Annotated in this window: 14 protein-coding genes and 1 pseudogene; 7 read left to right on the top strand and 8 right to left on the bottom strand. The window is 71.0% G+C overall.

Annotated elements, in window-relative coordinates; genetic code table 11:
• Positions 1 to 42: 42 nt before the first annotated feature.
• The 4 genes from ACTMTU_RS16215 to ligD all read right to left on the bottom strand — a co-directional run bounded on the left by ACTMTU_RS16215 (position 43) and on the right by ligD (position 4,728).
• Positions 43 to 2,172 carry a PBS lyase gene (locus ACTMTU_RS16215; RefSeq protein ID WP_441264170.1) on the bottom strand — a complete coding sequence of 710 codons (2,130 nt, stop codon included), beginning with the start codon at positions 2,170 to 2,172 and terminating at the stop codon, positions 43 to 45.
• A 250-nt stretch (positions 2,173 to 2,422) separates the two neighbouring features.
• Positions 2,423 to 2,854: a DUF4440 domain-containing protein gene (locus ACTMTU_RS16220; protein ID WP_441264171.1), complete on the bottom strand. Its 432-nt coding sequence runs from the start codon at positions 2,852 to 2,854 to the stop codon at positions 2,423 to 2,425.
• 84 nt (positions 2,855 to 2,938) lie between these two features.
• Positions 2,939 to 3,844 carry an ATP-dependent DNA ligase gene (locus tag ACTMTU_RS16225; RefSeq protein WP_441264172.1) on the bottom strand — a complete coding sequence of 302 codons (906 nt, stop codon included), beginning with the start codon at positions 3,842 to 3,844 and terminating at the stop codon, positions 2,939 to 2,941.
• Complete coding sequence (ligD, locus tag ACTMTU_RS16230) at positions 3,841 to 4,728, bottom strand: non-homologous end-joining DNA ligase (RefSeq protein WP_441264173.1); 888 nt, start codon at positions 4,726 to 4,728, stop codon at positions 3,841 to 3,843. The genes ACTMTU_RS16225 and ligD overlap by 4 nt, the downstream gene beginning before the upstream one ends.
• Before the next feature lie 51 nt (positions 4,729 to 4,779).
• Between ligD and ku the strand changes: the two genes are divergently transcribed.
• Complete coding sequence (gene ku, locus ACTMTU_RS16235) at positions 4,780 to 5,829, top strand: non-homologous end joining protein Ku (protein ID WP_441264174.1); 1,050 nt, start codon at positions 4,780 to 4,782, stop codon at positions 5,827 to 5,829.
• Positions 5,830 to 6,192: 363 nt separating this feature from the next.
• Here ku and ACTMTU_RS16240 read toward each other — a convergent pair whose 3' ends face one another.
• Entirely contained in the window at positions 6,193 to 6,786 is a 594-nt protein-coding gene (locus ACTMTU_RS16240) for a TetR/AcrR family transcriptional regulator (RefSeq protein WP_441264175.1), read from the bottom strand.
• A gap of 45 nt (positions 6,787 to 6,831) precedes the next feature.
• On the opposite strand from ACTMTU_RS16240, the gene ACTMTU_RS16245 reads away from it, so the two are divergent.
• From ACTMTU_RS16245 to ACTMTU_RS16255, 3 genes and pseudogenes are all read left to right on the top strand, one after another.
• Complete coding sequence (locus ACTMTU_RS16245) at positions 6,832 to 7,725, top strand: DUF2867 domain-containing protein (RefSeq protein ID WP_441264176.1); 894 nt, start codon at positions 6,832 to 6,834, stop codon at positions 7,723 to 7,725.
• Between the two features lie 153 nt (positions 7,726 to 7,878).
• Positions 7,879 to 8,303, top strand: a pseudogene (locus tag ACTMTU_RS16250) (SRPBCC family protein).
• Positions 8,304 to 8,369: 66 nt separating this feature from the next.
• Positions 8,370 to 8,444: a 50S ribosomal protein bL37 gene (locus ACTMTU_RS16255; RefSeq protein ID WP_403856427.1), complete on the top strand. Its 75-nt coding sequence runs from the start codon at positions 8,370 to 8,372 to the stop codon at positions 8,442 to 8,444.
• Positions 8,445 to 8,587: 143 nt separating this feature from the next.
• Here the strand turns inward: ACTMTU_RS16255 and ACTMTU_RS16260 are convergent, their stop codons facing one another.
• The 3 genes from ACTMTU_RS16260 to ACTMTU_RS16270 all read right to left on the bottom strand — a co-directional run bounded on the left by ACTMTU_RS16260 (position 8,588) and on the right by ACTMTU_RS16270 (position 11,896).
• A complete protein-coding gene (locus ACTMTU_RS16260; protein ID WP_441264177.1) occupies positions 8,588 to 8,992 on the bottom strand; it encodes a DUF779 domain-containing protein in 405 nt (134 codons plus the stop codon).
• Positions 8,992 to 10,509, bottom strand: coding sequence for an aldehyde dehydrogenase (gene adh / locus ACTMTU_RS16265; protein ID WP_441264178.1), 1,518 nt, complete (start codon positions 10,507 to 10,509; stop codon positions 8,992 to 8,994). The genes ACTMTU_RS16260 and adh overlap by 1 nt, the downstream gene beginning before the upstream one ends.
• Positions 10,510 to 10,663: 154 nt before the next feature.
• A complete protein-coding gene (locus tag ACTMTU_RS16270) occupies positions 10,664 to 11,896 on the bottom strand; it encodes a GAF domain-containing protein (RefSeq protein ID WP_441264179.1) in 1,233 nt (410 codons plus the stop codon).
• 361 nt (positions 11,897 to 12,257) lie between these two features.
• On the opposite strand from ACTMTU_RS16270, the gene ACTMTU_RS16275 reads away from it, so the two are divergent.
• The 3 genes from ACTMTU_RS16275 (at position 12,258) to ACTMTU_RS16285 (ending at position 23,409) form a co-directional block, all read left to right on the top strand.
• Positions 12,258 to 21,344, top strand: coding sequence for a golvesin C-terminal-like domain-containing protein (locus ACTMTU_RS16275; protein ID WP_441264180.1), 9,087 nt, complete (start codon positions 12,258 to 12,260; stop codon positions 21,342 to 21,344).
• Positions 21,341 to 21,982, top strand: coding sequence for a hypothetical protein (locus ACTMTU_RS16280; protein WP_441264181.1), 642 nt, complete (start codon positions 21,341 to 21,343; stop codon positions 21,980 to 21,982). The genes ACTMTU_RS16275 and ACTMTU_RS16280 overlap by 4 nt, the downstream gene beginning before the upstream one ends.
• A gap of 329 nt (positions 21,983 to 22,311) precedes the next feature.
• Entirely contained in the window at positions 22,312 to 23,409 is a 1,098-nt protein-coding gene (locus tag ACTMTU_RS16285; protein WP_441264182.1) for a nuclease-related domain-containing protein, read from the top strand.
• Positions 23,410 to 23,458 lie beyond the last annotated feature (49 nt).

A 23,458-nucleotide genomic window follows, 5' to 3' on the forward strand; every position in this document is an offset into this window, starting at 1 on the left:
CCCGTTCATGGTCCGCCGTCACGCTCCGCTCGGCATGCGAAGTCATGGCCTGCGGTGAACCGCCCGCCGGCACAGAGCCAGCAGTCTCTCGTCCTCCACGATGTCATGACTGTCCGCCCCGTTGTCGATCGCGTTATGACGTCTTGCGGACAGCAGCTCACGGTCGAGCAGACCCACCGCTCCCTCGGCGCCCGCCGTGGTCATGTCCGCCAGACACGCCGCGACGGGCACCCGGGTGCGCGGCATCGTCTCCCAGGCCGCGCGCAGCACCGGCCAGGCGCCCTCGGGGTCCCCCGTCACCCGCCACAGAGCCTCCGCCGCCCGCACCCGCGTCCACGGTTCCATCGACCGCAGCAGCCTGGCGAGCTGCGGCGCCGCCGGCGCGCCGGACGTCCCCATGGAGGCGAGCACGGAGGCCGCGGACCGGCGGGCCGCCTGCTCGGGCGCGTTCAGGACCGCGCACAGCACCGGCACCACCGCGGCGGCGTCACCCTCGATCGCCCACAGGGCGCCCGCGGCCCGTGCGGCGGCCGCCGGCGGTAAGCAGGCCACGGCACCGCACGCCGACCGCCGGTCCGCCCCCCGCTCGTACCCCGCCTCGCGCAGCAGCCCCCACAGATACGGCATCGCCTCGCGCGCGGCGGGCCCGAGAGCGGTGAGCGTCCGCACCGCGGCGTCGGTCAGGCAGCCGCGCCACTCGCCGGGCGCGTCCCGCAGTACACGCAGCACGGCGGGCACCGATCCCGCAGCCGTGTCCGCCCCCAGCACGGACAGGCCGTGCAGCAGCGCCACGGCGCCGTCGGAGGACCGGTCGTCCAGTTCCAGCGCGTCCAGCCGCTCCCGCAGCGCCGGGGCGAGGGCGGCGGCGGCCCCGCCCAGCCGGTCCAGCGCATACGCGAGGTCCCGTGGCGCGTCGGGCCGCTCCAGGAGCCGTGCCAGCACGGGCACCACCCGCGCGTCGCCGGCCCGTGCGAGCGCGAGGACGGCCGGGCCCAGCGTCGGCGGCCCGCTCTCCCACTCGCGCACCCAACTGCCCGGCTCGGCGGCCAGCCGCCGCACCAGCGCGTCCGCCGCCGGCTCCGCCAGGCCGAACAGGTCCCCCAGTGCGTACGCCGCCGCCGCGGCGAGGCGCGGTTCCGGGTCCGCGAGCTGGTCGCCGATCAGGCCGACCAGTTCCCCGTACGCGCCCCGCCATGTCCGCAGCAGCGCGCTGCTCATCCGTACGGCGTCGATCCGCTGCGCCCGGTCCGGGCTGCACAGCTGGTCCGCCAGCAGCGCTATCCGGTCCTCGACCCGGTCGCCGAGGCCCGAGTGCAGGGTGCGCAGCAGGTCGGCCGTCCAGGGCGCGGGACGGCCGACGGTGTCGGCGGCGCGCACCTGGCGCAGCTGGCCGAGCAGCGTCGGCGACGGCAGCCGTTCGGCCGCCGGGACCGCCGCCACCGGTTCCGTGCGCAGCTCACGCAGCAGCCCTGTCACCCCTGGCACCACGTCGGAGGGCAGCGCCCCGGGGGCGCAGCGGGCCAGTTGCGCGATCGCGGCCAGCCGTAGACCCGCTCCGTACGCCATCCCGGACAGCCCGGTGAGCCACTCCACGACCTCGGGCAGAAGCCCCTGGTGCCGCAGCGCTATCCGCCCGGTGGCCTCCACGCACGCGAGCCGCACCTCGGGGTCCTGCTCGGCGTCCAGCCGGGCCCGCAGCAGGCGCAGGACGCGCACCGGGTCGGTGTGCAGGGTGGCCAGCGCGAGCGGCGCGGCGAGCCGCACACCGCGGTCCGGGTCGTCCACCAGGCCGAGGAACACATCGGCCCCCGCGGTCACCGCGGAGGCGGCCATGGCGTAGTTCGCGGCGTCCTCGAACTCCTCGTCCTCCGGGTCGAGTTCGTCGTCGCCGTCCAAATCGATGCTGCCGATGCTGGTGAGCAGCTCGACGATGCCTCCCCGGTCCTCGACCGCGGGGTCGGCGACCAGCTCCATCAGGAACGGGATGCAGGCCAGCGTCGAGTCGTACACGTCGCCCTGGTGGTGCACGGCCCCGTACATGGCGTCGAGTGCGCTCTCGCGCTCGGCGGGATCCCCGGAGGCCAGTTGGCGCAGCAGCTCCGGCACATCGTCGGCCGGGCCGTAGGCGTGTTCCAGAGAGGCCCACTCGACCTCGTCGATTCCCGCGAACACGATTGTCCCCCTCCCAAGAAACCTTGGGTCTCAACCCTGTGTCTGGGGGAAGTGTGCCCCAAGGATCCGACATCCTGACCGGTATCCGACGGGGTTGTCTCGGGGTTGTTGAATCCAGGCCTGTTGCCGCCGTCGCGGGCCGGTCCGCGACGCCTGCGGACCGGCGCCGCGAGGCGGTGCCCGTGGTGCTCGCGCCCTGCCGGCCGGGGAGATGCCGGGGGGTGACGCCCCCCGGCCGGCAGGGCCGTTTCTAGCGGAGGTTGTCCCCCCAGCCGCCCTGCATCATCGTCTGGAACGCCCACTTGCCGTCCTGCTTGATCAGGATGTCGGCGTACCGCAGCTGCTGGGTCCGGCCGTCCATGGTCATGGTCGAGTCCGTGAAGACGACGGCCATCGCGGGGGAGAGGAACACCGGAGTCCGTACCGACTCGAAGGAGATGTCGTCGCTCCCTTCGCCCATCACATGGCTCATGGTCTCGACGAACTGCCGGCGGTCCCACTGGGCGGAGGCGCCGTTGCCCGCGGAGTCGTCGCTGATCAGGTTGAGCGGGAACACTGCCATGTCCGCCATACGCCCGACGTCGCGCTTGGTGCTGTGCGCGTCGTAGGCGGCGAACCACTCCTGGATGCTCGCCAGTTCCTCCGCGCTCGGGGTGTATCCGGTGTCGGGCAGAAAGGTCACACTTTCTCCTTGCCGTTCATCAACTGGGGCCACGCGTGTGCGTCGCAGAAGGTACTGCCCCCAGTGCCGATTAGTCAAACTTGATTAATCGAGTTCTTCGGGTGACCGCAGCCTCATCACCGTCGTCACGGTGTGCCGCGTCGTGCCCAGCTCCACCTCCGCCGTCACCCCCGGCTCCACCGCCCGGTAGGTGACCTCGCCGAACCCGGTCGCCACCGCCGTGCCGCTCCCGCCGCCCGCCCGCCCGGCGAGCAGGGCCCCCGCCTGCGTCCGCAGCGCCGGCGTCATCGGGCCGGACACCACCGGTGTGTCGTCGTCGGGCAGCACCACGACGAGGGCGGCCGGACGCTCCCCGCTGCCGGTGAAGCCGACGACGGCCGCGTCATGGGTGCGGGTGTGCCGCAGCTTGCGCCACAGCCGCACACCGCCCCGGTACGACTGGTCCAGCCGCTTGATCACCAGCCCTTCGACGCCGATCCCGGGCAGGGTCTCGTACCAGCCCTCCGCCTCCGCCCGGTCCCGCGTCATCGGCACGGGCTGGAGCGGCGGCCCCAGCGGCCCGGCCACCGCCACCAGCCGCGCCCGCCGCTTCTCGTACGCGAGCGGGCGCAGGTCCACCCCGCCCTCCGCGAGCAGGTCGAAGGCGGCGTACGAGGCGGGCAGGGCGCGCGCCAGCGCGGGCGCCCTGCCCGGTGTGGCCGCCGCGCGTCTCTGCACGGCGGCGAAGTCGGTGCGCCCGTTCCGCCACACCACGACCTCGCCGTCGAGCACCGTGTCCTCGGGCAGATTCCGCGCCGCGGCGGCAAGGTCGGGGAAGGCGGCCGTGACGATCCGCCCGGAACGCGCCTGCAGCAGCACCTCGCCGCCGATGTGGAAGATCACCATGCGGTGCCCGTCGAACTTCGGTTCGTACGCCAGCCCGGCGCCCCGCGGCAGCGCGTTCACCGGCTCGGCGAGCGCGACCTTCAGGGGCGGCCGGGGCAGTGTCACGGCAGGCTTCCGGCGCCGGCGGGGTCGTCCACGGAGGCGAAGAGGTCCCCGTACCGCTCCAGCCGGGGCGCGATGTCGTGAAGGCGGAAGACGAGGCCGGCCCCGTCCGCGCGGCCCTCCTGGACCTCCTCCCAGGTGACCGGTGCGGAGACGGCGGGCTCCGTGCGGGCCCGCAGTGTGTACGGGGTGGCGGTCGTCTTCGCGGCGGCGTTCTGGCTGTGGTCGACGAAGACCTTGCCCGGGCGCAGCGAGCGTGCCATCCGGTGCAGCACCAGCTTCGGCAACGCGGCCTCGCCCTCGACGGCCAGCGACTTCGCGTAGGCGGAGACCTGCTCGGAGGGGGTGGGGGTCACCGGTACGACCAGATGCAGGCCCTTGGAGCCGGACGTCTTGGCGTACGCCTCCAGCCCGTCCCGCGCGAGCCGCTCGCGCAGCCACAGAGCCACCTCGCAGCACTCGGCGATGGTCGCGGGCGCGCCGGGATCGAGGTCGAACACGAGGCGGTCGGCCACGGCCGGCTCGTCCGCACGCCACTGCGGGGTGTGGAACTCGACCACCAGATTCGCCGCCCATACGAGTGACGGGAGGTCGTCGATCACGACCTGGCGGGCCTTGGGGTCCTCCGAGCGGGGGACCGGAGCCGTGCGCACCCAGTCCGGGGTGCCGGGCGGGGGGTTCTTGGTGAAGAACAGCTGCCCGTCCGGCCCGTCCGGATATCTCAGGAAGGACACCGGGCGGTCCACGAGGTGGGGGAGGATCGCCTCCGCCGTGACGGCGTAGTAGTGCACGATCTCGCCCTTGGTGGTCCCGGTGGCGGGATGGATGACCTTCTCCAGGTTGGTGAGCGCCAGGCGCCGCCCCTCCACCTCTGTGATCGGCGTCATACGATGAGAATCCCACGGAACCCGGATTTTTTCGGATGAAAGGGATGAAACGTGCGATCCATCTGGAACGGCGCGATCTCCTTCGGGCTGGTCAGCATCCCGGTCAAGCTGGTCAACGCCACCGAGAACCACTCCGTCTCCTTCCGCCAGGTCCACGCCGCCGACGGCGGCCGGATCCGCTACCGCAAGGTCTGCGAACTGGAGGAGAAGGAGGTCACGCAGTCCGAGATCGGAAAGGCGTACGAGGACGCCGACGGATCGATGATCCCGATCACCGACGACGATCTCGCGGCCCTCCCGCTGCCGACCACGAAGACGATCGAGATCGTCGCCTTCGTGCCCGCCTCCGCGATCGACCCGCTTCAGATGGACACGGCCTACTACCTCTCCGTCAACGGCGCGCCGGCCGCCAAGCCCTACACCCTGCTGCGCGAAGCCCTCAAGCGCTCGGATCGGGTGGCGGTCGCCAAGTTCGCGCTCCGCGGCCGGGAACGGCTCGGCATGCTCCGGGTCGTGGACGAAGTGATCACCATGCACGGGCTGCTGTGGCCGGACGAGATCAGAGAGCCGGAGGGTGTGGCGCCGCAGACCGACGTGGCCGTACGGGAAGCCGAACTCGACCTCGCCGACGCGCTGATGAACACCCTCGGCGAGGTCGATCTCGACTCGCTGCACGACGACTACCGGGAGGCGGTCGAGTCGATGATCGCCGCGAAGGTGGAGGGAGGCGGTGAGCTCCCCGAGCACGCACCTGCGGAAGGCGAGGGCGGCAAGGTCATCGACCTCATGGCGGCGCTGGAAGGCAGTGTGCGGGCGGCGCGGGAGGCGCGGGGCGAGGGGGCCGAGGAGCCCTCCGGCGAGGAGGCGCGGGTGACGCCGATCAAGGGGCGGCGCGCGGCGTCGTCGCCGAAGTCGTCCGGCGGTACGAAGAAGTCGACCTCGACGGCGGCGAAGAAGACGGCCGCCAAGAAGACGGCGGCGAAGTCGACCTCCACCGCGGCGAAGAAGTCGGCGTCCAGGTCCACGGCGAAGTCGACGTCCTCAGGGGAGAAGAAGCCGGCGGCGAAGAAGTCCACGCAGCGGAAGCGTTCCTCGGCCTAGCCTTCTTCGGCCTGGGTGTCGCGGGGCCGGCCGGGGCGGCGTGGGCAGGCGTTCGGGGGTGGTGGCGGGCCGCCGGGCGTCGGCGGTGCCGGCCGGGACGATGTGTGGCTCGCCGGTGCGGTGCGGTGCCGGAAGGCGGAGGCGGGCGCGGCTGCCAGGGTCCGGCAGTGCCGGGGGTGCGGTGCCGGGCTGCGGTCGGACGGGGCGGTGCCCGTCGGGGCGGGGTGGGCAAGGCGTGGGTTCGGGGTGGTGGCGCCGCCGGGGTTCGGCTGGTCCGGGCGCGTCCGGTGCGGGCCGGGACGGGAGGCGGTGTGCCTGCTGCCGGGCCGCGGGGATGACGGCCCGGCCGGGGCGGCGCGCGGGCTACCGGCGGAGCAGGGTGTCGATGAGCGACTCGAGGTAGGCGTCCCGCCCCGCGCCGGTCGGCAGGACGTGGGGGACGGCATGGCTGAGCTGGGTGTGCCCGAGGTAGCTGCTGTAGGCCAGCAGGCCGAGCCGGGCTGCCTCCTGCGCGTCGAAGCCCAACTCCTCGAAGAGCCCGGCCAGGTACTCGATGCGGCGCTCGGTCACCCGCTGAAGGACCGCGGCCACCCGGGGGTCGGCGGCGGTGGCGAGCAGTGACACCTCGAGCGGATCGTCCGCGGCCGACGTCGTCGCGTGGTGCAGCAGGGTGCGGAGCCGCTTCTCCGGGTCGGCCTCGGCCTCGACGGCGACGATGATCTGCTCGGTGCAGATCTCCTCCCAGCGCTCGAGCGCCGCGGCGACCAGCGCGTCCCGGTTGGTGAAGTGCCAGTAGAAGCTGCCCTTCGTGGTGCCGAGCCGGGCGGCGAGCGGCTCCACGGCTACCCCCGCGAGCCCGCGCTCGGCCATGGCCGCGAGAGCGGCGTCCGCCCAGTCGCCGGCGGTCAGCCGCTTGCGTTCCCGGTTCTTCTCCGCCTCGCCTTTCCGCATCTCCATACGGTACCGTACGGAGAAACGTACGCCACCGTATGGAGGTGCGTGATGCGCACGCTGCGGAACGTTCACGAACGGATCATCGACGCCCCGGCGGAGACCGTCGGGGCCCTGCTGGACCGCCTCTCGGCTCCCGACGACCCTCTCAGCCCCACGCCGGTGTGGCCGCCTATCCGTTTCGACCGTCCGCTCGGCGTCGGCGCCGACGGCGGCCACGGCTTCGTCCGTTACTCGGTCGGGGAGTACGAGCCCGGCCGCCGCATACGCTTCGATTTCCCGCCCCCGGAGAACGGCTTCCACGCACTGGAGATCGAACCCCTCGGCCCCGGCAGGTGCCTGGTGCGGCATGTGCTCGAACAGCGGCAGAACGTCCGGGAGACCCTGCAGTGGGCGTTCGTGATCGGGCCCCTGCACGACACGATGATCGAGGAACTGCTCGACAACGCCGTCCGCGCCGCCACCCCCGGCGCCCCGCTTCGGCCCACCCGCTGGACCCGCAGGGCGCGCCTCCTGCTCAGCGCCGTCGGCGACCGGGCGAAGGCAGTCCCGCCGCCGGCGTCGGCCGCCCTGGCCCGACAGGCCTACGGACAGCCGGACTTCATGGACGCCTGCCGGATCCCGCTGAATCCCGGAATGCCCCGGGACCCCGGCGCCTGGCGCACCGTCCTCCCGTTCCCCGCCCGAGCGACCGCGCCGAACGAGATCCTCCTGGGCAAGGACGCGGGACACCTCGACTTCCGGGCCTCGCTCCTGATCGAGGACGACGCGGCCACCCTCACGACCGTCGTCAGACTCCACAACCTGCGCGGCCGCCTGTACTGGGCCCTGGTGCGCCGCATCCATCCTCCGGCGGCCCGTCTGATGCTCACCCGCACCCGCCGCCGGCTGGCCCGCCGGGCAGCGCCCGCACCTCTTCGCCCGGCCGAACCGGCCCCGCGCTGACGGATACGGCGCCCGGGCGCAGCCGCCGGTCGAAGTGAGCCGTAACGCCGCCACCACCAAGACCGGCCGGCCGGTCGCGGCACGGGTCCGTCGTCGCGATTCTGGGCGCAGGCAGGGCGGCGGGTCCGGCGGGAAGAAGAGCGGGTGAGCGGTATGAGCATCGACGAGACGGCCGAGCGTCTGATCCCGCTGCCGCCCGAGCGCGTCGCGTCCTACGCCATGGACTGGCGCCACGACCACGGGTGGACCCAGGGCATCCGCCGCGCCGCACTGACGCGGGAGGCCGAGGGCGGCGGCTTCGGTGTGGGGGCCGAGGTGACCCGGACGGCCTACTTCCTGGGCAAGCGGATCGACTACGTGCTGCGGGTGGCCGCCTACGAGCCGCTCCGGCTGCTCGACATGGTCTCGGTGGCGGGTCCTTCGCGCCACGGCAGAACGGCACCCTGGCCCGCATCCGGGTGCGCGGCGAGGCGGGCGGCTACTACCGCCTCGCCACTCCGCTGATGGCGCGCAAGGTACGTGGCTCGATCGGCAAGGACCTGGCGGACCTGGAGCGTGTGCTGGCCCCGGCGAACTGATGCGGCCCCACGGAGCGGTTCCTAGACTGGCGGCGTCCGGAAAGTTCCGATTCGAGGGAGACGCGCATGTCCAAGCGAGGCAACAAGCGGCGCGCCCGCAAGAAGAAGGGCGCGAACCACGGAAAGCGCCCCAACAGCTGACCGAGCCGCGCACAGACGGACTCACGGGAGCCGGACCCGGCAGTACGGGTCCGGCTCCCGTGACGTCGAGGCCGCGGAGCGTCCGGCAGGCTGCCCGCCGCGCAACCTTCAGCCGGTGGTCAGCCCCTCGGCCGGTGGATCGGTCAGCCGGTCACCTCGTCACCCGTCGGCAGGGGCGGCTCCGCCTCGATCCGGGCCAGCTCCTCGTCCGTGAGAAGCCGGGACCGGAGCAGGAACCGCACCCCCTCCGGCGCCTCCAGCGAGAAACCGCTGCCCCGTCCGGGCACCACGTCGACGGTGAGGTGCGTGTGCCGCCAGTACGCGTACTGGTCCGCGCTCATCCAGAACGGGGCGCCGCCGGCGACCTCGCCGAGCAGCACGTCGGAACCGCCGACCCGGAACTCGCCCCGCGGGTAGCACATGGGCGCGCTGCCGTCGCAGCAGCCGCCGGACTGGTGGAACATCACCGGCCCGTGCCGCGCGGCGAGCCGTCCCACCAGTTCCTCGGCGGCGTCCGACAGTTCCACCCGCCTCGCCCGCTCGGTCATCAGAAGAAACCGAGCTTCTTCGCCGAATAGCTCACCAGCAGGTTCTTCGTCTGCTGGTAGTGGTCGAGCATCATCTTGTGGTTCTCCCGGCCGATGCCGGACTTCTTGTAGCCGCCGAACGCCGCGTGCGCCGGGTAGGCGTGGTAGCAGTTCGTCCACACCCGACCGGCCTTGATCTCCCGGCCCAGGCGGTACGCCGTGTTCCCGTCCCGGGTCCATACGCCCGCACCCAGGCCGTACAACGTGTCGTTCGCGATCTTCAGCGCCTCGTCGACCGAGTCGTACGTCGTGACGGAGACGACCGGACCGAAGATCTCCTCCTGGAAGATCCGCATGTCGTTCCTGCCGCGGAAGATCGTCGGCTCGACGTAGTAGCCGCCTTCGAGTCCTGGCACCGTGCGCGGCCCGCCGCCGGTGAGGATCTCGGCGCCTTCCTGGGTGCCGATGTCGATGTACGAAAGGATCTTCTCGTACTGGTCGTTGCTCGCCTGAGCGCCGATCATCGTCGCCGGGTCCAGCGGGTCACCGCTGACGATCGCCTTGGTGCGCTCGACGCAGCGGGCCATGAACTCGTCGTAGACGGAGGAGTGGATCAGCGCCCGGGACGGACAGGTGCAGACCTCGCCCTGATTGAGCGCGAACATCACGAAACCCTCGACGGCCTTGTCCAGGTAGTCGTCGTCGGCGGCGGTCACGTCGGGCAGGAAGATGTTCGGGCTCTTGCCGCCCAGCTCCAGCGTGACGGGGATGATGTTCTCGCTCGCGTACTGCATGATCAGGCGCCCGGTGGTGGTCTCACCGGTGAACGCCACCTTCGCGACGCGCGGGCTGGAGGCGAGCGGCTTGCCGGCCTCGACGCCGAAGCCGTTGACGACGTTGATCACACCCGGCGGGAGCAGGTCGGCGATCAGCTCGACCACCAACAGCAGGCTGACCGGCGTCTGCTCGGCCGGTTTGATGACGACGCAGTTGCCCGCGGCGAGCGCGGGCGCCAGCTTCCAGGCGGCCATCAGGATGGGGAAGTTCCAGGGGATGATCTGACCGACCACGCCCAACGGCTCGTGGTAGTGGTACGCCACGGTGTCCGCGTCGATCTCCGCGATGCTGCCCTCCTGGGCGCGGACGACGCCGGCGAAGTACCGGAAGTGGTCCACGGCCAGCGGGATGTCGGCCGCGAGCGTCTCGCGCACCGGCTTGCCGTTCTCCCATGTCTCCGCCACGGCGATCTTCTCGAGGTTCTCCTCGATCCGGTCCGCGATGCGGTTGAGGATGTTGGCCCGTTCCGTGGCGGACGTCCGGCCCCACTTGCCGGCCGCGGCGTGGGCCGCGTCCAGGGCCAGGTCGATGTCCGCGCCCGTAGACCGGGCGACCTCGCAGAAGACCTTGCCCGTCACCGGCGTCGGATTGTCGAAGTACCGGCCCTCCACGGGGGCGACCCAGTCGCCTCCGATGAAGTTGTCGTATCGCCGGGCGAAGTCGACGATGCTGCCCTCGGAACCTGGCTGCGCGTACACCATGGCGGCTCTCCTCGGTGGATGGCGAGTGCGGTGGCACGCGGCGGCCACGCCGCGTGCTGAGCACACTGTGAGCGCGCGAGGTTGGTGCGGGGTTGGCGCGGCATGTCCGCCTCCGACGGGTGAGCGTTCGTGCGGCCCGATCGCCCGCCCGTCGTCAGTCGTCGCGCAGGGCGGTGCTGAGCCGTCCGGCCGCGAGCGCCCGGCGGGCGTCGCCCGGTCCCAGCAGGCGCAGCGCGTGCTGGTGCACCTCCGCGTCGTACGGGGCCCGTTCGCCGTAGCGGAGGGCGTGTTCCGGGCGGGCGGAGGCGAGGACCGCCTCCCGTACGGCGACCTCCAGTTGGACCCGCCACTCCACGATCCCCGGCGCTTCCGACCGGGGCAGCAGCGGGCCGCGGTAGTGGCGCAGCGCGGCGGCCGTGTCGCCGGTCTCCAGCGCGCGCAGCAGATCGACGGCGTCGCAGGCGACGGGCGTCGTCAGCGCGTAGCGGCGGGTCGCGATGCCGCCGGACAGGGCCCGGCGCAGATGGGAGATCTCCGCCTTGAAGGTCGAGGCGGTGACGGGCCTCTCGCCGTACAGTGCCTCACGCAGCCGTTCCGGCGGGAAGCCGTCGGGCTCCAGTGCGAGCAGGGTCAGGATCTCCAGCTGACGCGGCCGCAACGGCAACGGCGTACCGTCCCGCACGGCGTCCTCGGCCCCCAGGCACCGCAGCCGCACGCCGGTGCCGCGCGGACCCGGCGGCTCCGACCGCAGCCGGGTCTCGATCGTCGAGACCAGCGTGCGCACCGTGGACATGGCCAGCGGGTGCGAGCGGTCCCAGGTGGTCGACAGGTCCAGCACGCCGAGGATCCGTCCGCCGGGGTCGCGGATCGGCGCGCAGTAGCAGACCCAGCCGTGCAGGGCGGTGACCAGGTGCTCGGCGGAGAAGATCGTGCTCGGGCGGCCCGTACGCAGCGCCAGCGACAGCGCGTTGGTCCCCATGGCCTGCTCGTCCCACCGGCCGCCCGGCGCGAAGTTGACCCGCTCCGCGCGACGTTGCATGGTCCGGCCGCCGCACGTCCACAGGATGGTGCCGCACTCGTCGGTGACCGCGGTGACGAACCCGGCGTCGTCGGCGATGCTGTGCAGCTCGTCCGTCAGGCCCTCGACGGGGCCGCGCAGCGGTGACCCCGCCCAACGGTGATGCACCGTGCCGCCGTCCGACACGGGGGCGCTGTCCCGGCCCGGATCGACGCTGCTGAGGGAACGCACCCAGGACTCCGTGACCTCGGGCCGCAACGTCCCGCCGCCACCCGGCGACCACCTGGCCGCCTTCAATCCGGGCACCCACCGGGACCACTCGTCCTCCAGGGCGGCCCTGCGCCGCCGGAGGTCACTGCGCTGTGACATGTTCTCCCCTGTCGCGGATCGGGGGACGACCGCCCATTCTTCCCGCGCAGGACGGACGGCGCACCATGCCGTCGGGCTGATTCTTCCGGCGGGTCGCCGCGCGGGCGGGGAATGACCCGTGGACCGACCCGGAGTACCTGCCGCCCCCGACCGGCCTGGTGAACCACTCGTCCCGCGCCCTGCTCCGACGCGCGGTCCCGCCGGGACGGCCAGGGGGCTCTCCACCAGGCCGGGCGCCGGTCCGTCACCGCCTTTCGTCCGTCTCGCGCCCTGTGTGCCAATTGTCTCTTTGCTTGACATGAACAAGGCCAACATCGCTACAACTCGCCTCTGTAACGCCTCTGTTGAGTGAGGAGAGACGATGTCAGAGAGACGGATGCGACGCTCGCTGGTGATCAGCTGCGTCGTGGCGGTGGCCCTCACGGGCGTACCGCAACCGGCGTTCGCCGCGCCACCCGGCGGCGGCTCCGGTTTCACAGAAGGGCTGAAGGACTTCTTCGGCCTCGACGACGACAAGCCGGCAGCGAAACCCCCGAAGCTGCCGGACACCGCCGTGCCCAGCAACGAGCAACTGCCCAAGGGCAGGGCCGCTCCGAAGCCCGAGCGGGTCAAGGAGCTCACCGACCGGCGCACCCCCACCTCCCGGCACTGGCAGCTGTCCGACGGCCGGGTCCAGTCCGAGGTCTCCGCCGTGCCCACGCACTACGACGCGGGCAAGAGCTGGCAGGCCATCGATCCCACCGTGAAGCCGGCGGACCGCAAGGGCTTCACCCTGGCCAACACCACCAACGTGGCGCGCACCTACTTCGGTGAGCGTCCCGGAGAGCTCGTCCGCTTCGAGCTCGACGAGGGCCGCTGGGCCGCCATCGGCGTCAAGGGCGCCACCGGCAGCCTGAAACCGGAGGCCGACGGGTCCACCGTCACGTACAAGAACGCCCTCGGCCAGGGCGCCGATCTGACCTACACCGTCGGCAACGGCACCGTGAAGGAGGGCATCGTCCTCAACACGGCGCCCACCACGGCGCCGTCCTACGAGTTCACCCTGACCACCGGCGGCCTGAAGGCCCAACGCCGGGCCGGCGGCTCGATCGCCCTCTACAGCGAGAGCGTCGGCCCCACCCGCCCCGCGCTGGTCATCCCCGCCCCCTTCATGACGGACGCCAAGAAGGACGGCGAGTCGCCGTACGGGGTCGCCGGCACGGACCGGGTCGAGCAGACCCTGCGCGGCAAGGGCACCTCGTACACGCTCACGCTGCGGCCCGACGAAGCGTGGCTCAAGGCGCCCGAGCGCCGCTACCCGGTGATCGTCGACCCGACCATCTCCATCGCGCCCACGGTCTCGCAGTCCCAGGACGTGATGATCAGCTCCGACGGCCCGGCGTCGAACTACGACGGCAACTGGCGCCTGTCCGTCGGCAACACCACCAGCGGTTCCTCCCGCGCCCTGCTGAGGTTCCCGCTGGGGGCCGTGCCGGCCGGCACGAAGCTGGACTCGGCCGACCTCAAGCTGTACTTCGACCAGATCCACACCACCGGCGACAGCGAGGTCCGGCTCGAGGCGCACCGCGCCACCGCCGCCTGGGACGAGACCACCGCGACGTGGGACAACGCCTCCGGCATCACCGGCGAACTGTCCGGCACCTCCGTCCTCGTCGACGACCGCGACAGCGGGACCACCGCGGCGAAGGGCTCCTGGCCGGCGTCCGGCAACACCGCCTTTACGCAGTACGCGGTGAACCAGGACTACCTGTACAACAAGGACTCGGTCTCGGGGGACACGTACACCTGGCAGCCGAACCTCCCCGAGGACGGCGACTATCAGGTCGAGGCGCACTACGTGCCCGCCTCCGACCGCGCCGGGAACGCCCCGTACACCGTCACCCACGACGGCGGCAGCACGACGTACGCCGTCGACCAGCGGGCCGGCAGCGGCGGTGTCTGGAAGACGCTGGGCACCCACCCGTTCAAGGCGGGCACCGCGGGCAAGGTGGTGCTCGGCGACGGCCCCGCGTCGACCTCGACCGCCGTCCTGGCCGACGCCGTGCGCTTCACCAAGGGCGGTGTCGTCACCAAGAAGCCCGGTGAGGCCAACACCTGGCACAGCTTCCCGGTGACCAGGACCGTCCAGTCCTGGATCGACGGCACGCACTCCAACCACGGCTTCGTGGTCAAGGCGGGCGACGAGAGCGCGAACGCGCCCAAGGGCGGCCCGCGCTACGAGGCCGCCGAGTACGCCTACAAGGGTGAGGTCGCCAACCACCCCAAGCTGGTGCTCACCTGGGGCCGGCCGGGCACCACGCTGCACGCCCCGACGGTGATCCACGCCACCGGGGCCGAGCTGAACTGGGCGGCGTACCAGGACCAGGACCCGATCAGCGACCGGGACGACATCGTCGAGTACCAGGTGCACCGCAGCGTCTTCCAGACGTTCACGCCGTCACCGCAGACGCTGATCGCGCCCGTCCCCGGGGACACCACCTCGTACACCGACACCACCGCGACGCCGACCCCGGCCGACTCGGTGGACGCGTTCGGCAACGTCTTCTACTACATGGTCGCCGTCAAGACCAAGGACGGCCAGGTCGTCCCCGCCCCGACACGGATCGTGAAGCTGCCCAAGGCGGGCCGCACCACCCTTGTCCTGCAGGGCGACGCGGCGGACACCACGCTCTCCAGTGCCCGGCCCGCCACCGGTCACGACGCCATCACCGACGCCGGTACCGCCCACCCGTGGCTGTCCGTCGGCAACAACTCGTCGACGTACGGCACGACCCGGGCGCTGATGAAGTTCCCGGCGCTCAGCCAGGTGCCGTCGGCCTCCCGCGTCATCGACGCCCAGCTGGACCTGTGGGGCACCACCACGACCACCGGCAGCGACGGCGCCGTCTACGAGGTCCACGCCCTGAACAAGGACTTCGCCGAGACCGACGCCTCCTGGAGCAAGGCGGACGCCACCACCGCGTGGGCCACGCCCGGCGGCGACATGGACCCGGCCGTCGCGGACACCGTCGGCACGGTCACCAACGACCCCGCCCGCCAGTCCTGGAACGTCACCTCGCTCGCCCAGTCCTGGGTGAGCGACCCGGCATCCGACAAGGGCCTCGCGATCAAGCTCCGGGACGAGTCGGCCACCGGTCCGCAGGAGCGGACGCTCTTCCTGTCCTCGGAGGCCGAGGAGCCGCAGCTGCGACCGCAGCTCGTCGTCACCTACCTCGCCAGGTCCACGGACTCGACGTACTTCTCGCCCTACACCCCCGCCCGGATGACGCCCGGTGACCGGTACACCGTCGACGTCACCGTCACCAACACCACCACCAGCGTGTGGAAGGCGGCCGACCAGGCCCTCTCCTACACCTGGTCGCTGCCCGACGGCACCGATGCCACCACCGGCGGCAACCAGCTCTTCACGGCGCTGCCGGAGGACCTGCTGCCCGGCCAGTCGGCCACCGTCAAGGCGGTGCTGCAGGCGCCCATCAACTCGGACTCGGGCAACAAGCGCCTCGACTACCTTCTCAAGTGGGACCTGCGCAACCGGACGGCGGGCACCTGGCTGTCGGCGACGGAGTCCATTCCGCCGCTCGCGCAGAACGTCCGCGTCGAGGATCCGACGTCCAACCAGCTCGGCCTGGAGAAGTTCTACTCGTACGCGGGCAAGAACACCGGCGGCGGGTCGTCCATGATGACGAACCTGTACGCGGGCAACACGGTCTGGCAGTACAACGCCTTCTCCAACCCGGGCCGCGGACTGACCACGTTCGCCCGCTTCGCCTACAACTCGCAGGACACCTCCGACACCGTCCTCGGCCACGGCTGGTCGGCGCAGGCCGCCATGCCGCTGCGGCTGGGCACGGCGCTGGACTTCCACCCCAACCCGAACCCGACCGAGGTGACGCTGCCCGACGGCGACGGCACCGAGCACACCTTCCGCAAGCAGGACGACGGCACGTGGAAGGCCCCCGCCGGCGTCCACTACCTGCTGCGGCAGGGCGAGGGCGTGGACTGCACCCCGAACAAGGACGGCGACCCGAAGGCCTGGTCGCTGACCCGTCCCGACCGGACGCAGTTCTTCTTCGACTGCGACGGCTACCTGACGTCGATCACCGACAAGAACGGCAACACGCAGACCTACACGTACGAAGAGCGGAAGTCGAACAATAAGCCGGTCAAGTTCCTGCGGTACATCACCGACCCGGCCGGGCGGCAGAGCCTGACCGTCGACTACTGGACGAAGGCCGACACCACCAGCCCGAAGATCATCGACCACGTCAGGTCGATGACCGACATCTCGGGCCGCAAGGTCGCCTTCGAGTACTCGGACAAGGGTCTGCTGACCAAGCTCACCGACGGCGCGGGCTCGTCCCAGCCGAAGGTGTTCGGCTTCGTCTACGACGCCGAGCAGGGCAACAAGAACGCCAAGCTGGTCAAGGTCACCGACCCGCGCGGCAATTCCACCTCGCTCGACTACTACTACCCGAGCGAGGGTGACGACCCGAAGTTCCACTGGAACACCCAGACCATCACCGACCGCATCGGCGGCACCACCGGCTACGTCTACCGTGACCCGGACGCCACCGCGGGCTCGTTCATCGAGACCAAGGTGACGGACGCCGAGAACCACACCACGAAGCAGTCCCTGGACGGCTACGGCCGCCCGAACACCATCACCAACGCCAAGTCGGAGACGACGAAGCTGGCCTGGGACGCGGACAACAACGTCACGCGCCTCGAAGAGGCCAACGGGGCGGTGACCACCTGGGCCTACGACCCGAAGACCGGCTACCCGCTGGAGCAGAAGGACGCCGAGGCCAACAAGAACGGCACCGAGGCCCAGACGTTCACCTACTCCACCGGCCTGAACGGCCACATCGCCGACCTGTTCCGGAAGAAGTCCCCCGAGGGCCGCACCTGGCAGTTCGGCTACGACACCCGCGGCAACGTCACCTCGGTGACCGACCCGAAGGGCGTGGCGTCCGCCGTCGAGGGCGACTACACCTCGCGCACCGAGTACGACACCTACGGCCAGGTCACACGGTCGATCGACGCCAACGGCCACGCGACCGTCAACAGCGGCTTCCAGCCGGTCGGCTACCCGGCCGAGATCACCGATGCCGCGGGCGGCACCTCGGCCTTCGCCTACGACGCGCGCGGCAACGTCCTCAAGGTCACCAACGCCAAGGGCGCGGAGGTCACCCAGACCTACGACGCCTTCGGCCGGCCGCTGGAGAAGAAGGAGCCCAAGGACCAGGCCGCGGGCGTGTTCATCACGACCCCGGCGCCGGTCTACGACGCCAACGACAACATCACCAAGGTCACGGCTCCCAACGGTGCCGTGTCGACCGCGGTGTACGACACGGCCGACCAGGTCACCGAGTCCACCGTGCCGGGCGACCTCGCGACCGACGCGCCCCGCAGGACCACCACGACCTACGACAAGGTCGGCAACGTCCTGACGACCACCTCGCCGAAGGGCAACGAGACGGCGACGGCGGGCGACCACACCACCACGACCACCTACGACGCGATCTATCAGCCCGTCGCGGTGGTCGACGCGAACGGCGGCCGGGCCACGTCGGAATACGACAGCGTCGGCAACATCGTCAAGGAAACCGACCCGAGGACGAACGCCACACCCGACCCCGACGACTACAGCACCAAGTACGAGTACGACCTGAACCACCGGGTGACACGGACCACCGACGCCCTCGGCTGGACCACCTCCGGCCGGTACGACAAGGACGGACTCGCGATCGGCCGTACCGACGCCGAGGGCAACGAGTCGCTCGCCTCGTACGACGAGCGCGGTGCCCTGGTGGAGTCCCGTGTCCCGGTGAGCAAGGACGCCGGCGGCACGATCAAGTACCACACCACGAGGTACGAGTACGACCCGGTCGGCAACAAGACCCGCACGATCACCCCGCGCGGAGTGGCGACCGCCGACGATCCGGACGACTTCACGTCGGAGACGGTCTACGACGAGCTCAACCGGGTGAAGGAGGAACGCTCCCCGTTCGACAAGGACACCCCCGGGTACACGACTCCGGACACGACCGTCTATGCCTACGACGACGTCGGCAACCTGGAGTCCGTCTCGGCGCCCCCGTCCGACGGTCAGACGGTCCGCAACACCACCCGGTACACCTACTACGACAACGGCTGGGCGAGGACGTCCAAGGACCCGTGGGACATCACCACGTCCTACGACTACAACGAACTCGGCCAGCAGACGAAGAACACCATCACCTCCGCCGGCGGTTCCCAGCAGCGCACGCTGAGCTGGGACTTCTACCGGTCCGGCAATGAGAGGGCGTTCTTCGACAACGGAGTGCCGGTGGGCCGGCAGGCCGTGCTCGTCGACAGCTCGGACTTCCACAACACCGCGACCCAGGGCACCTGGACCCGCGGCCAGGCCGAGCAGCAGTACGGCCACGACATGGCCTCGCACCCCGCGGGCACGGGCACCGCACAGTTCGTGTGGCAGCTGAACATCCCGCAGAACGGCACGTACGAGGTCTTCGTACGCCACCCGAAGGTCTCCGGGGCGGCCACCGACACCACATTCGCGGTCACGCACGACGGCGGCACCACCAGCCGGACCGTCGACCAGACCCAGGATCCCGGGACCTGGATCTCGCTCGGAAAGCACGCCTTCGTCGAGGACGGGCCGCAGAAGGTCACCCTCACCGACAAGGCCAACGGCACGGTTCTCGCCGACGCGGTGAAGCTGGTCCGCGACAACACGGGCGAGAGCGACACCGAGCAGAAGGACTTCACCTACGCCTACGACGCCAACGCCAACAAGGTGGAGGTGAAGGACAACAGCCCCGGCGCGAAGATCGACACCTACCGGATCGCCTACGACGGGATCAACCGGGTCAGCAAGGTCGAGGAGCTCGCGGCCGGCGCGGTGAAGAACACCTCCGCACTGACCTACGACGAGAACGGTAACCCGCTCACCTCCACCCACGACCTCACCTGGTCGAAGATCGAGTACGACGCGCGCGGCCTTGTCGCCAAGGTCACCAACGCCGACTCGCCGACGGCCGGCAACCAGCAGATCACCACGCTGACGTACACCGGGCGCGGACAGCTGCTACGGCAGACGAAGCCGAACGGCAACACGCTCGACCTGACCTACTACCTCGACGGCTCGGTCAAGCAGTCCGTCGAGAAGACGTCCGGCGGCGCGGTCGTCTCCCAGCACGACCTCGAGTACTCGCCCAACGGGCACCGCTCCAAGGACGTGCTCAAGCTGATGAACGCCGACGACAGCACGGCGTACATCAACAACACCTACTCCTTCGACTACGACCCGCAGGACCGGGTCACCAAGGTCGGCAAGGCCGGCGACTCGCCGTCCACGGAGACCTACAGCTACGACGCCAACAGCAACATCACCGAGCAGTCGGTCGCGGGCGTCACCACCACCCACCGCTACGACCGCAACCGCCTGCTGTCGTCGACCACCGCGGGGGTCGCCTCCACCTACAACTACGACCCGTTGGGCCGGCTCGACACCACGAGCACCGGCGGGCAGAGCCTGGAGAAGTACTACTACGACGGGTTCGACCGGACGGTGAAGACCCGTTCCGGAACCGGCGCCGCGGCCACCACCACCAGCTACGTCTTCGACCCGTTCGACCGGACCGTCTCGCAGTCGACCTCCGGCACCGATCCCAGGACCACGGCCTTCACCTACCTCGGCCTCGACAGCACGCTGCTGCGCGAGGAGATCGACGGCAAGGCCGACAAGTCGTACCAGTACCTGGCGTCCGGCAAGCGGGCCACGCAGATCAAGCACAAGGACGACGGGGCCAAGGAGTACTCGCAGTACACCACCAGCCCGCGCGGTGACGTCGAGGCCATCACGAAGGAGGACGGCAAGACCCGGTCCACGTACGGTTACACGGCCTACGGCAGCGACGACGAGTCGCAGATGACCGGCGAGGACAAGCCCGACGCACAGAACCCCGACAAGGAGTCGTACAACGCCTTCCGCTACAACTCGTCCCGCTGGGACAAGGCGTCGGGCACGTACGACATGGGCTTCCGGAACTACGACCCGGGCCTGAACCGCTTCCTGACCCGCGACTCGTACGGCGGCGCGCTCGCCGACATGTCGCTCGCCACGGACCCGTTCACCGGCAACCGCTACGCCTTCGCCGGCGGCAACCCGATCAGCTTCGTCGAACTCGACGGACACCTCTTCGGGCTCTCGCTGTCCGACATCGGCCACGCGGCCCTCGACGTGGTCGGCCTCATCCCGGTCGTCGGTGAAGTCGCCGACGTCGCCAACGGCATCTGGTACGCGGCGGAAGGCAACTACGTCGACGCCGCACTCTCGATGTCGTCGGCGATCCCGCTCGTCGGCTACGGCGCATCCGCCGTCAAGGCGGGCAGGTACGCCAAGAAGGGCATGGACGCCCTCGACTCGGCCAACGACGCCCGCAAGACCACCGACCGTGCCGGGGACGCGGCCGACGCGGGCAACGACGTCCGCAAGGCGGACGGCGACGCCCCCAGCACCCCGGCCAAGACCGACGCCAAGACCTGCAAGGTCAACAGCTTCGTACCGGGCACACAGGTCGTGCTCGCCGACGGCTCCACCAAGGCCATCGAGGACCTGCGCGAGGGCGACCACGTCCTCGCGACGGACGTCGAGAGCGGCGAGACCCGAGGCCGGCAGGTCACCGACACCCGCAGCCACGAGGGCGACAAGCACCTGGTCACCCTCACGGTCGACGTCGACGGCACAAAGGGCCACGCCACCGGCGAGATCACCTCGACAGCGGGCCACCACTACTGGCTGCCCGACTCGGGCCGCTGGGCCAAGGCCGAGCAGCTCGAGCCCGGGATGTGGCTGCGCACCTCGTCCGGCACGTGGGTCCAGATCACAGCGGTCGACCACGACCACGCCAGGAAGCGGGTCCACAACCTCACGGTCGCGGCCGACCACGACTACTACGTCGTCGCCGGCGGCCGCAGCCTCCTCGTCCACAACGAGTGCGGTCCCGACTACGACCAGGCGGCCAGTGACAAGGCCGGCGCCCTCCACGAGAACCTGAAGGTCCCGGGGAAGAAGGACGGCGGCTACGCCTACAAGAACGACACCACCGCCGTCGTCATGGCGCGTGACCAGGCGGGCAACATCCGTACCATCGTCGCCTCCAACCGCCGCTACGTCCCGAAGGCCATCAAGAGCAAGCTGGACGAGTCCGCGGGTGAAGTGTTCGCCAACGGCAAGGGGCACGCGGAGATGACCGCGCTGCAGTACATGGACAACCAGGGCTGGGAGTTCCTGGGCGGAGCGGCCAACCGCAACGTCTGCGCGTACTGCGAGAATGCGGTGCGGGGCCGGGGTCTCAAGCTCTCCGGGCCGACCTTCCCGGGCTTCGTGCAGACGCTCGCTGGTAGGTTCCAGTTCTTCGGCGAGAGGATGTTCCGCAGATGAGCGCGGACGACGACGTGCAACAGGCGTCACTGCTGGCGCCGCAGGACCGTAGGCGGGTGGCCGCGCTGCTGCTCGTCCGCTACTGCGGATTCCTGGAGGATCCCAAGTTCGCTCCCTGGTTCGAGCGGCACCACGACGCACTCGCCGCGGCGCGGGACATCGCGCTGCGGATCTGCCGACAGGATGCCGCCACGGACCGGTCCGCGGTGTCCGACGAAGAACTCGACGGGCTCCGGGGCAGGCTGGAAGGGGTGCTCGAGGACAGCGACCCCGACGGGCCGCCCTTCGAGACCGAGGTCGTCGACCACCTGGTGTTCGCCACCGAGGTGCTCGACGCCCTTCAGGAACCGGAGGCGACCGAGCACCTCGTGCACGCCTTCGAGCGAGCGGACGAACTGGCCGAGGCGCGGTACGACATGGGCACCGAGGACTATCCGGGGGGTGAGTGGGAGGAGGTCGACTTCGCGACCCTCGAGTCCGAGGCCCGCACGGCCGACATCCGCTCCCTCTCCTCGGCCGGGCCGGACGGAACCGGGATCGACGTCACGGCCATGCTCGCCCGCAGCGAGGCGTTCGCACGTCCTTACGCCGACGTGATCGCCCGGTGCTACTCGAACGAGGAGGCCGGCAGGTCCTGACAGTGACACGACGGCGCCCGTCTCCCCGTGAGGGGAGGCGGGCGCCGCCATGCGGTCAGGGCGTCGATGCCGGCCCGGGTGGCCCTCGCCACCTCCTTCGCCCGTGCGCCCCGCCGCGCCGTCGGCCAGGCGCTCAGGGCACGTACCGACGGCATAGACCCAGGTCCGGCCTCTGAGTGACACCCCGTCGACCAATGCGCCCGGTCTGCGCCCTTCTGCGCGACGGACGCACGGGTGAGTCTGTGTCGTACGGGGGCCGGTGCCGCCGTCCGGCGGCACCGGACATCACCGCAGGGTCGAGCTCCACTCAGGGGCGAAGGAGGCAGGGCATGCTCGAGGAACTGACGGTCACCGCTTGGCAGTACTTCGGGCACGACCGCCTGTACGTCAACCTGCCCGATGGGACGCCCATCGGCTGGGCGGACCGCAGGACCGGCGGCATCACCGTGGTGCACGCCCGCTATCGCGACGACGTGACCGACGCGCTGGCCCGCAGAGCTCCCGAACTGCTGACCCGCGCGGAGCCGCAGGTGTTCGTCCACCCGGGCGCCCTCGCCGACGCGGACGCGGAGGGTGACGTGAACGCCGACGCGTACGCCCGCGGTGACGTGTACGCCCGCGGTGACACGTGCGCCGACGTCGTCGGACCCGCCGTCACCGGCGGAGCCGCCGAGGCGCACCGTACGGTCGTCTCGCCGCCGCCTGCGGCCCCCGCCGCGCGCGGCTTCCCGGAACCGGGCGGGGCGGAGCCGTTCGTACGCCACGGTCCTGGGGACCGGCTGCCCCGCCTGACCCCGGAGAACGACCTCGCCTCCCGCCGGCCCGGCGCGACGCTGCGCGCGAACTCCTCGTCCGGGGATTCCGCCGCCACCCCCGACTCCGGCCGGCTCGAACGCCTCAGCTCCCGTCTCCTGCGCCGCCGCCCCATGGACGAGTCGCGTCGCAGGGAACTGCTCGGCGAACGCCGGACCGGCGCCGAACTGGGCCGCCTCACCCGCCACGGCTGGCGCGTCCTGCACTCGATCCCACTCGCCGACGGTGCGGACATCGACCATCTGCTGATCGGCCCCGGCGGCGTGTTCACGGTCCGGACCGAGTACCACCCGCAGCAGTCCGTACGGGCCGACGACGACACCGTCCGCATCGACGACGGCGAACCGCGCCCGTACATCGCCGAGTGCCGGGCCGAGGCCGCCCTCGTCCGGAAGGTCCTGGAGAGCCACTGCGACTTCCCGGTCCGTGTCCAGCCCGTGCTGGTGTTCGTGGACGCCGCGTCCCTCGACGTGGCGGCCACCCAGACCGACGTACGCGTCTACCGCGAACGCCAGGTCTCGGCCCTGGCCCCGCTGTCGGGCGAACTCACCGCCCGCGAGGCGGACCGCGTCCACGACGTCGCCCGTCTCGCGGAGGTCTGGCTGGAGGTGTAGCGCACGACTGGAGGCGAGCCGCTGCCGGCCCCGATCTCCGTACAGAACA

The organism is Streptomyces sp. OZ13 (assembly GCF_052068155.1).
Taxonomy (GTDB): domain Bacteria; phylum Actinomycetota; class Actinomycetes; order Streptomycetales; family Streptomycetaceae; genus Streptomyces.

Bases quoted from the DNA above. Each gene is read 5' to 3' on its own strand.
- ligD (WP_441264173.1), bottom strand. From the start codon at position 4,728: ATGACGCCGATCACAGAGGTGGAGGGGCGGCGCCTGGCGCTCACCAAC.
- ACTMTU_RS16240 (WP_441264175.1), bottom strand. From the start codon at position 6,786: ATGGAGATGCGGAAAGGCGAGGCGGAGAAGAACCGGGAACGCAAGCGG.
- ACTMTU_RS16245 (WP_441264176.1), top strand. From the start codon at position 6,832: ATGCGCACGCTGCGGAACGTTCACGAACGGATCATCGACGCCCCGGCG.
- ACTMTU_RS16260 (WP_441264177.1), bottom strand. From the start codon at position 8,992: ATGACCGAGCGGGCGAGGCGGGTGGAACTGTCGGACGCCGCCGAGGAA.
- adh (WP_441264178.1), bottom strand. From the start codon at position 10,509: ATGGTGTACGCGCAGCCAGGTTCCGAGGGCAGCATCGTCGACTTCGCC.
- ACTMTU_RS16270 (WP_441264179.1), bottom strand. From the start codon at position 11,896: ATGTCACAGCGCAGTGACCTCCGGCGGCGCAGGGCCGCCCTGGAGGAC.
- ACTMTU_RS16275 (WP_441264180.1), top strand. From the start codon at position 12,258: ATGTCAGAGAGACGGATGCGACGCTCGCTGGTGATCAGCTGCGTCGTG.
- ACTMTU_RS16280 (WP_441264181.1), top strand. From the start codon at position 21,341: ATGAGCGCGGACGACGACGTGCAACAGGCGTCACTGCTGGCGCCGCAG.
- ACTMTU_RS16285 (WP_441264182.1), top strand. From the start codon at position 22,312: ATGCTCGAGGAACTGACGGTCACCGCTTGGCAGTACTTCGGGCACGAC.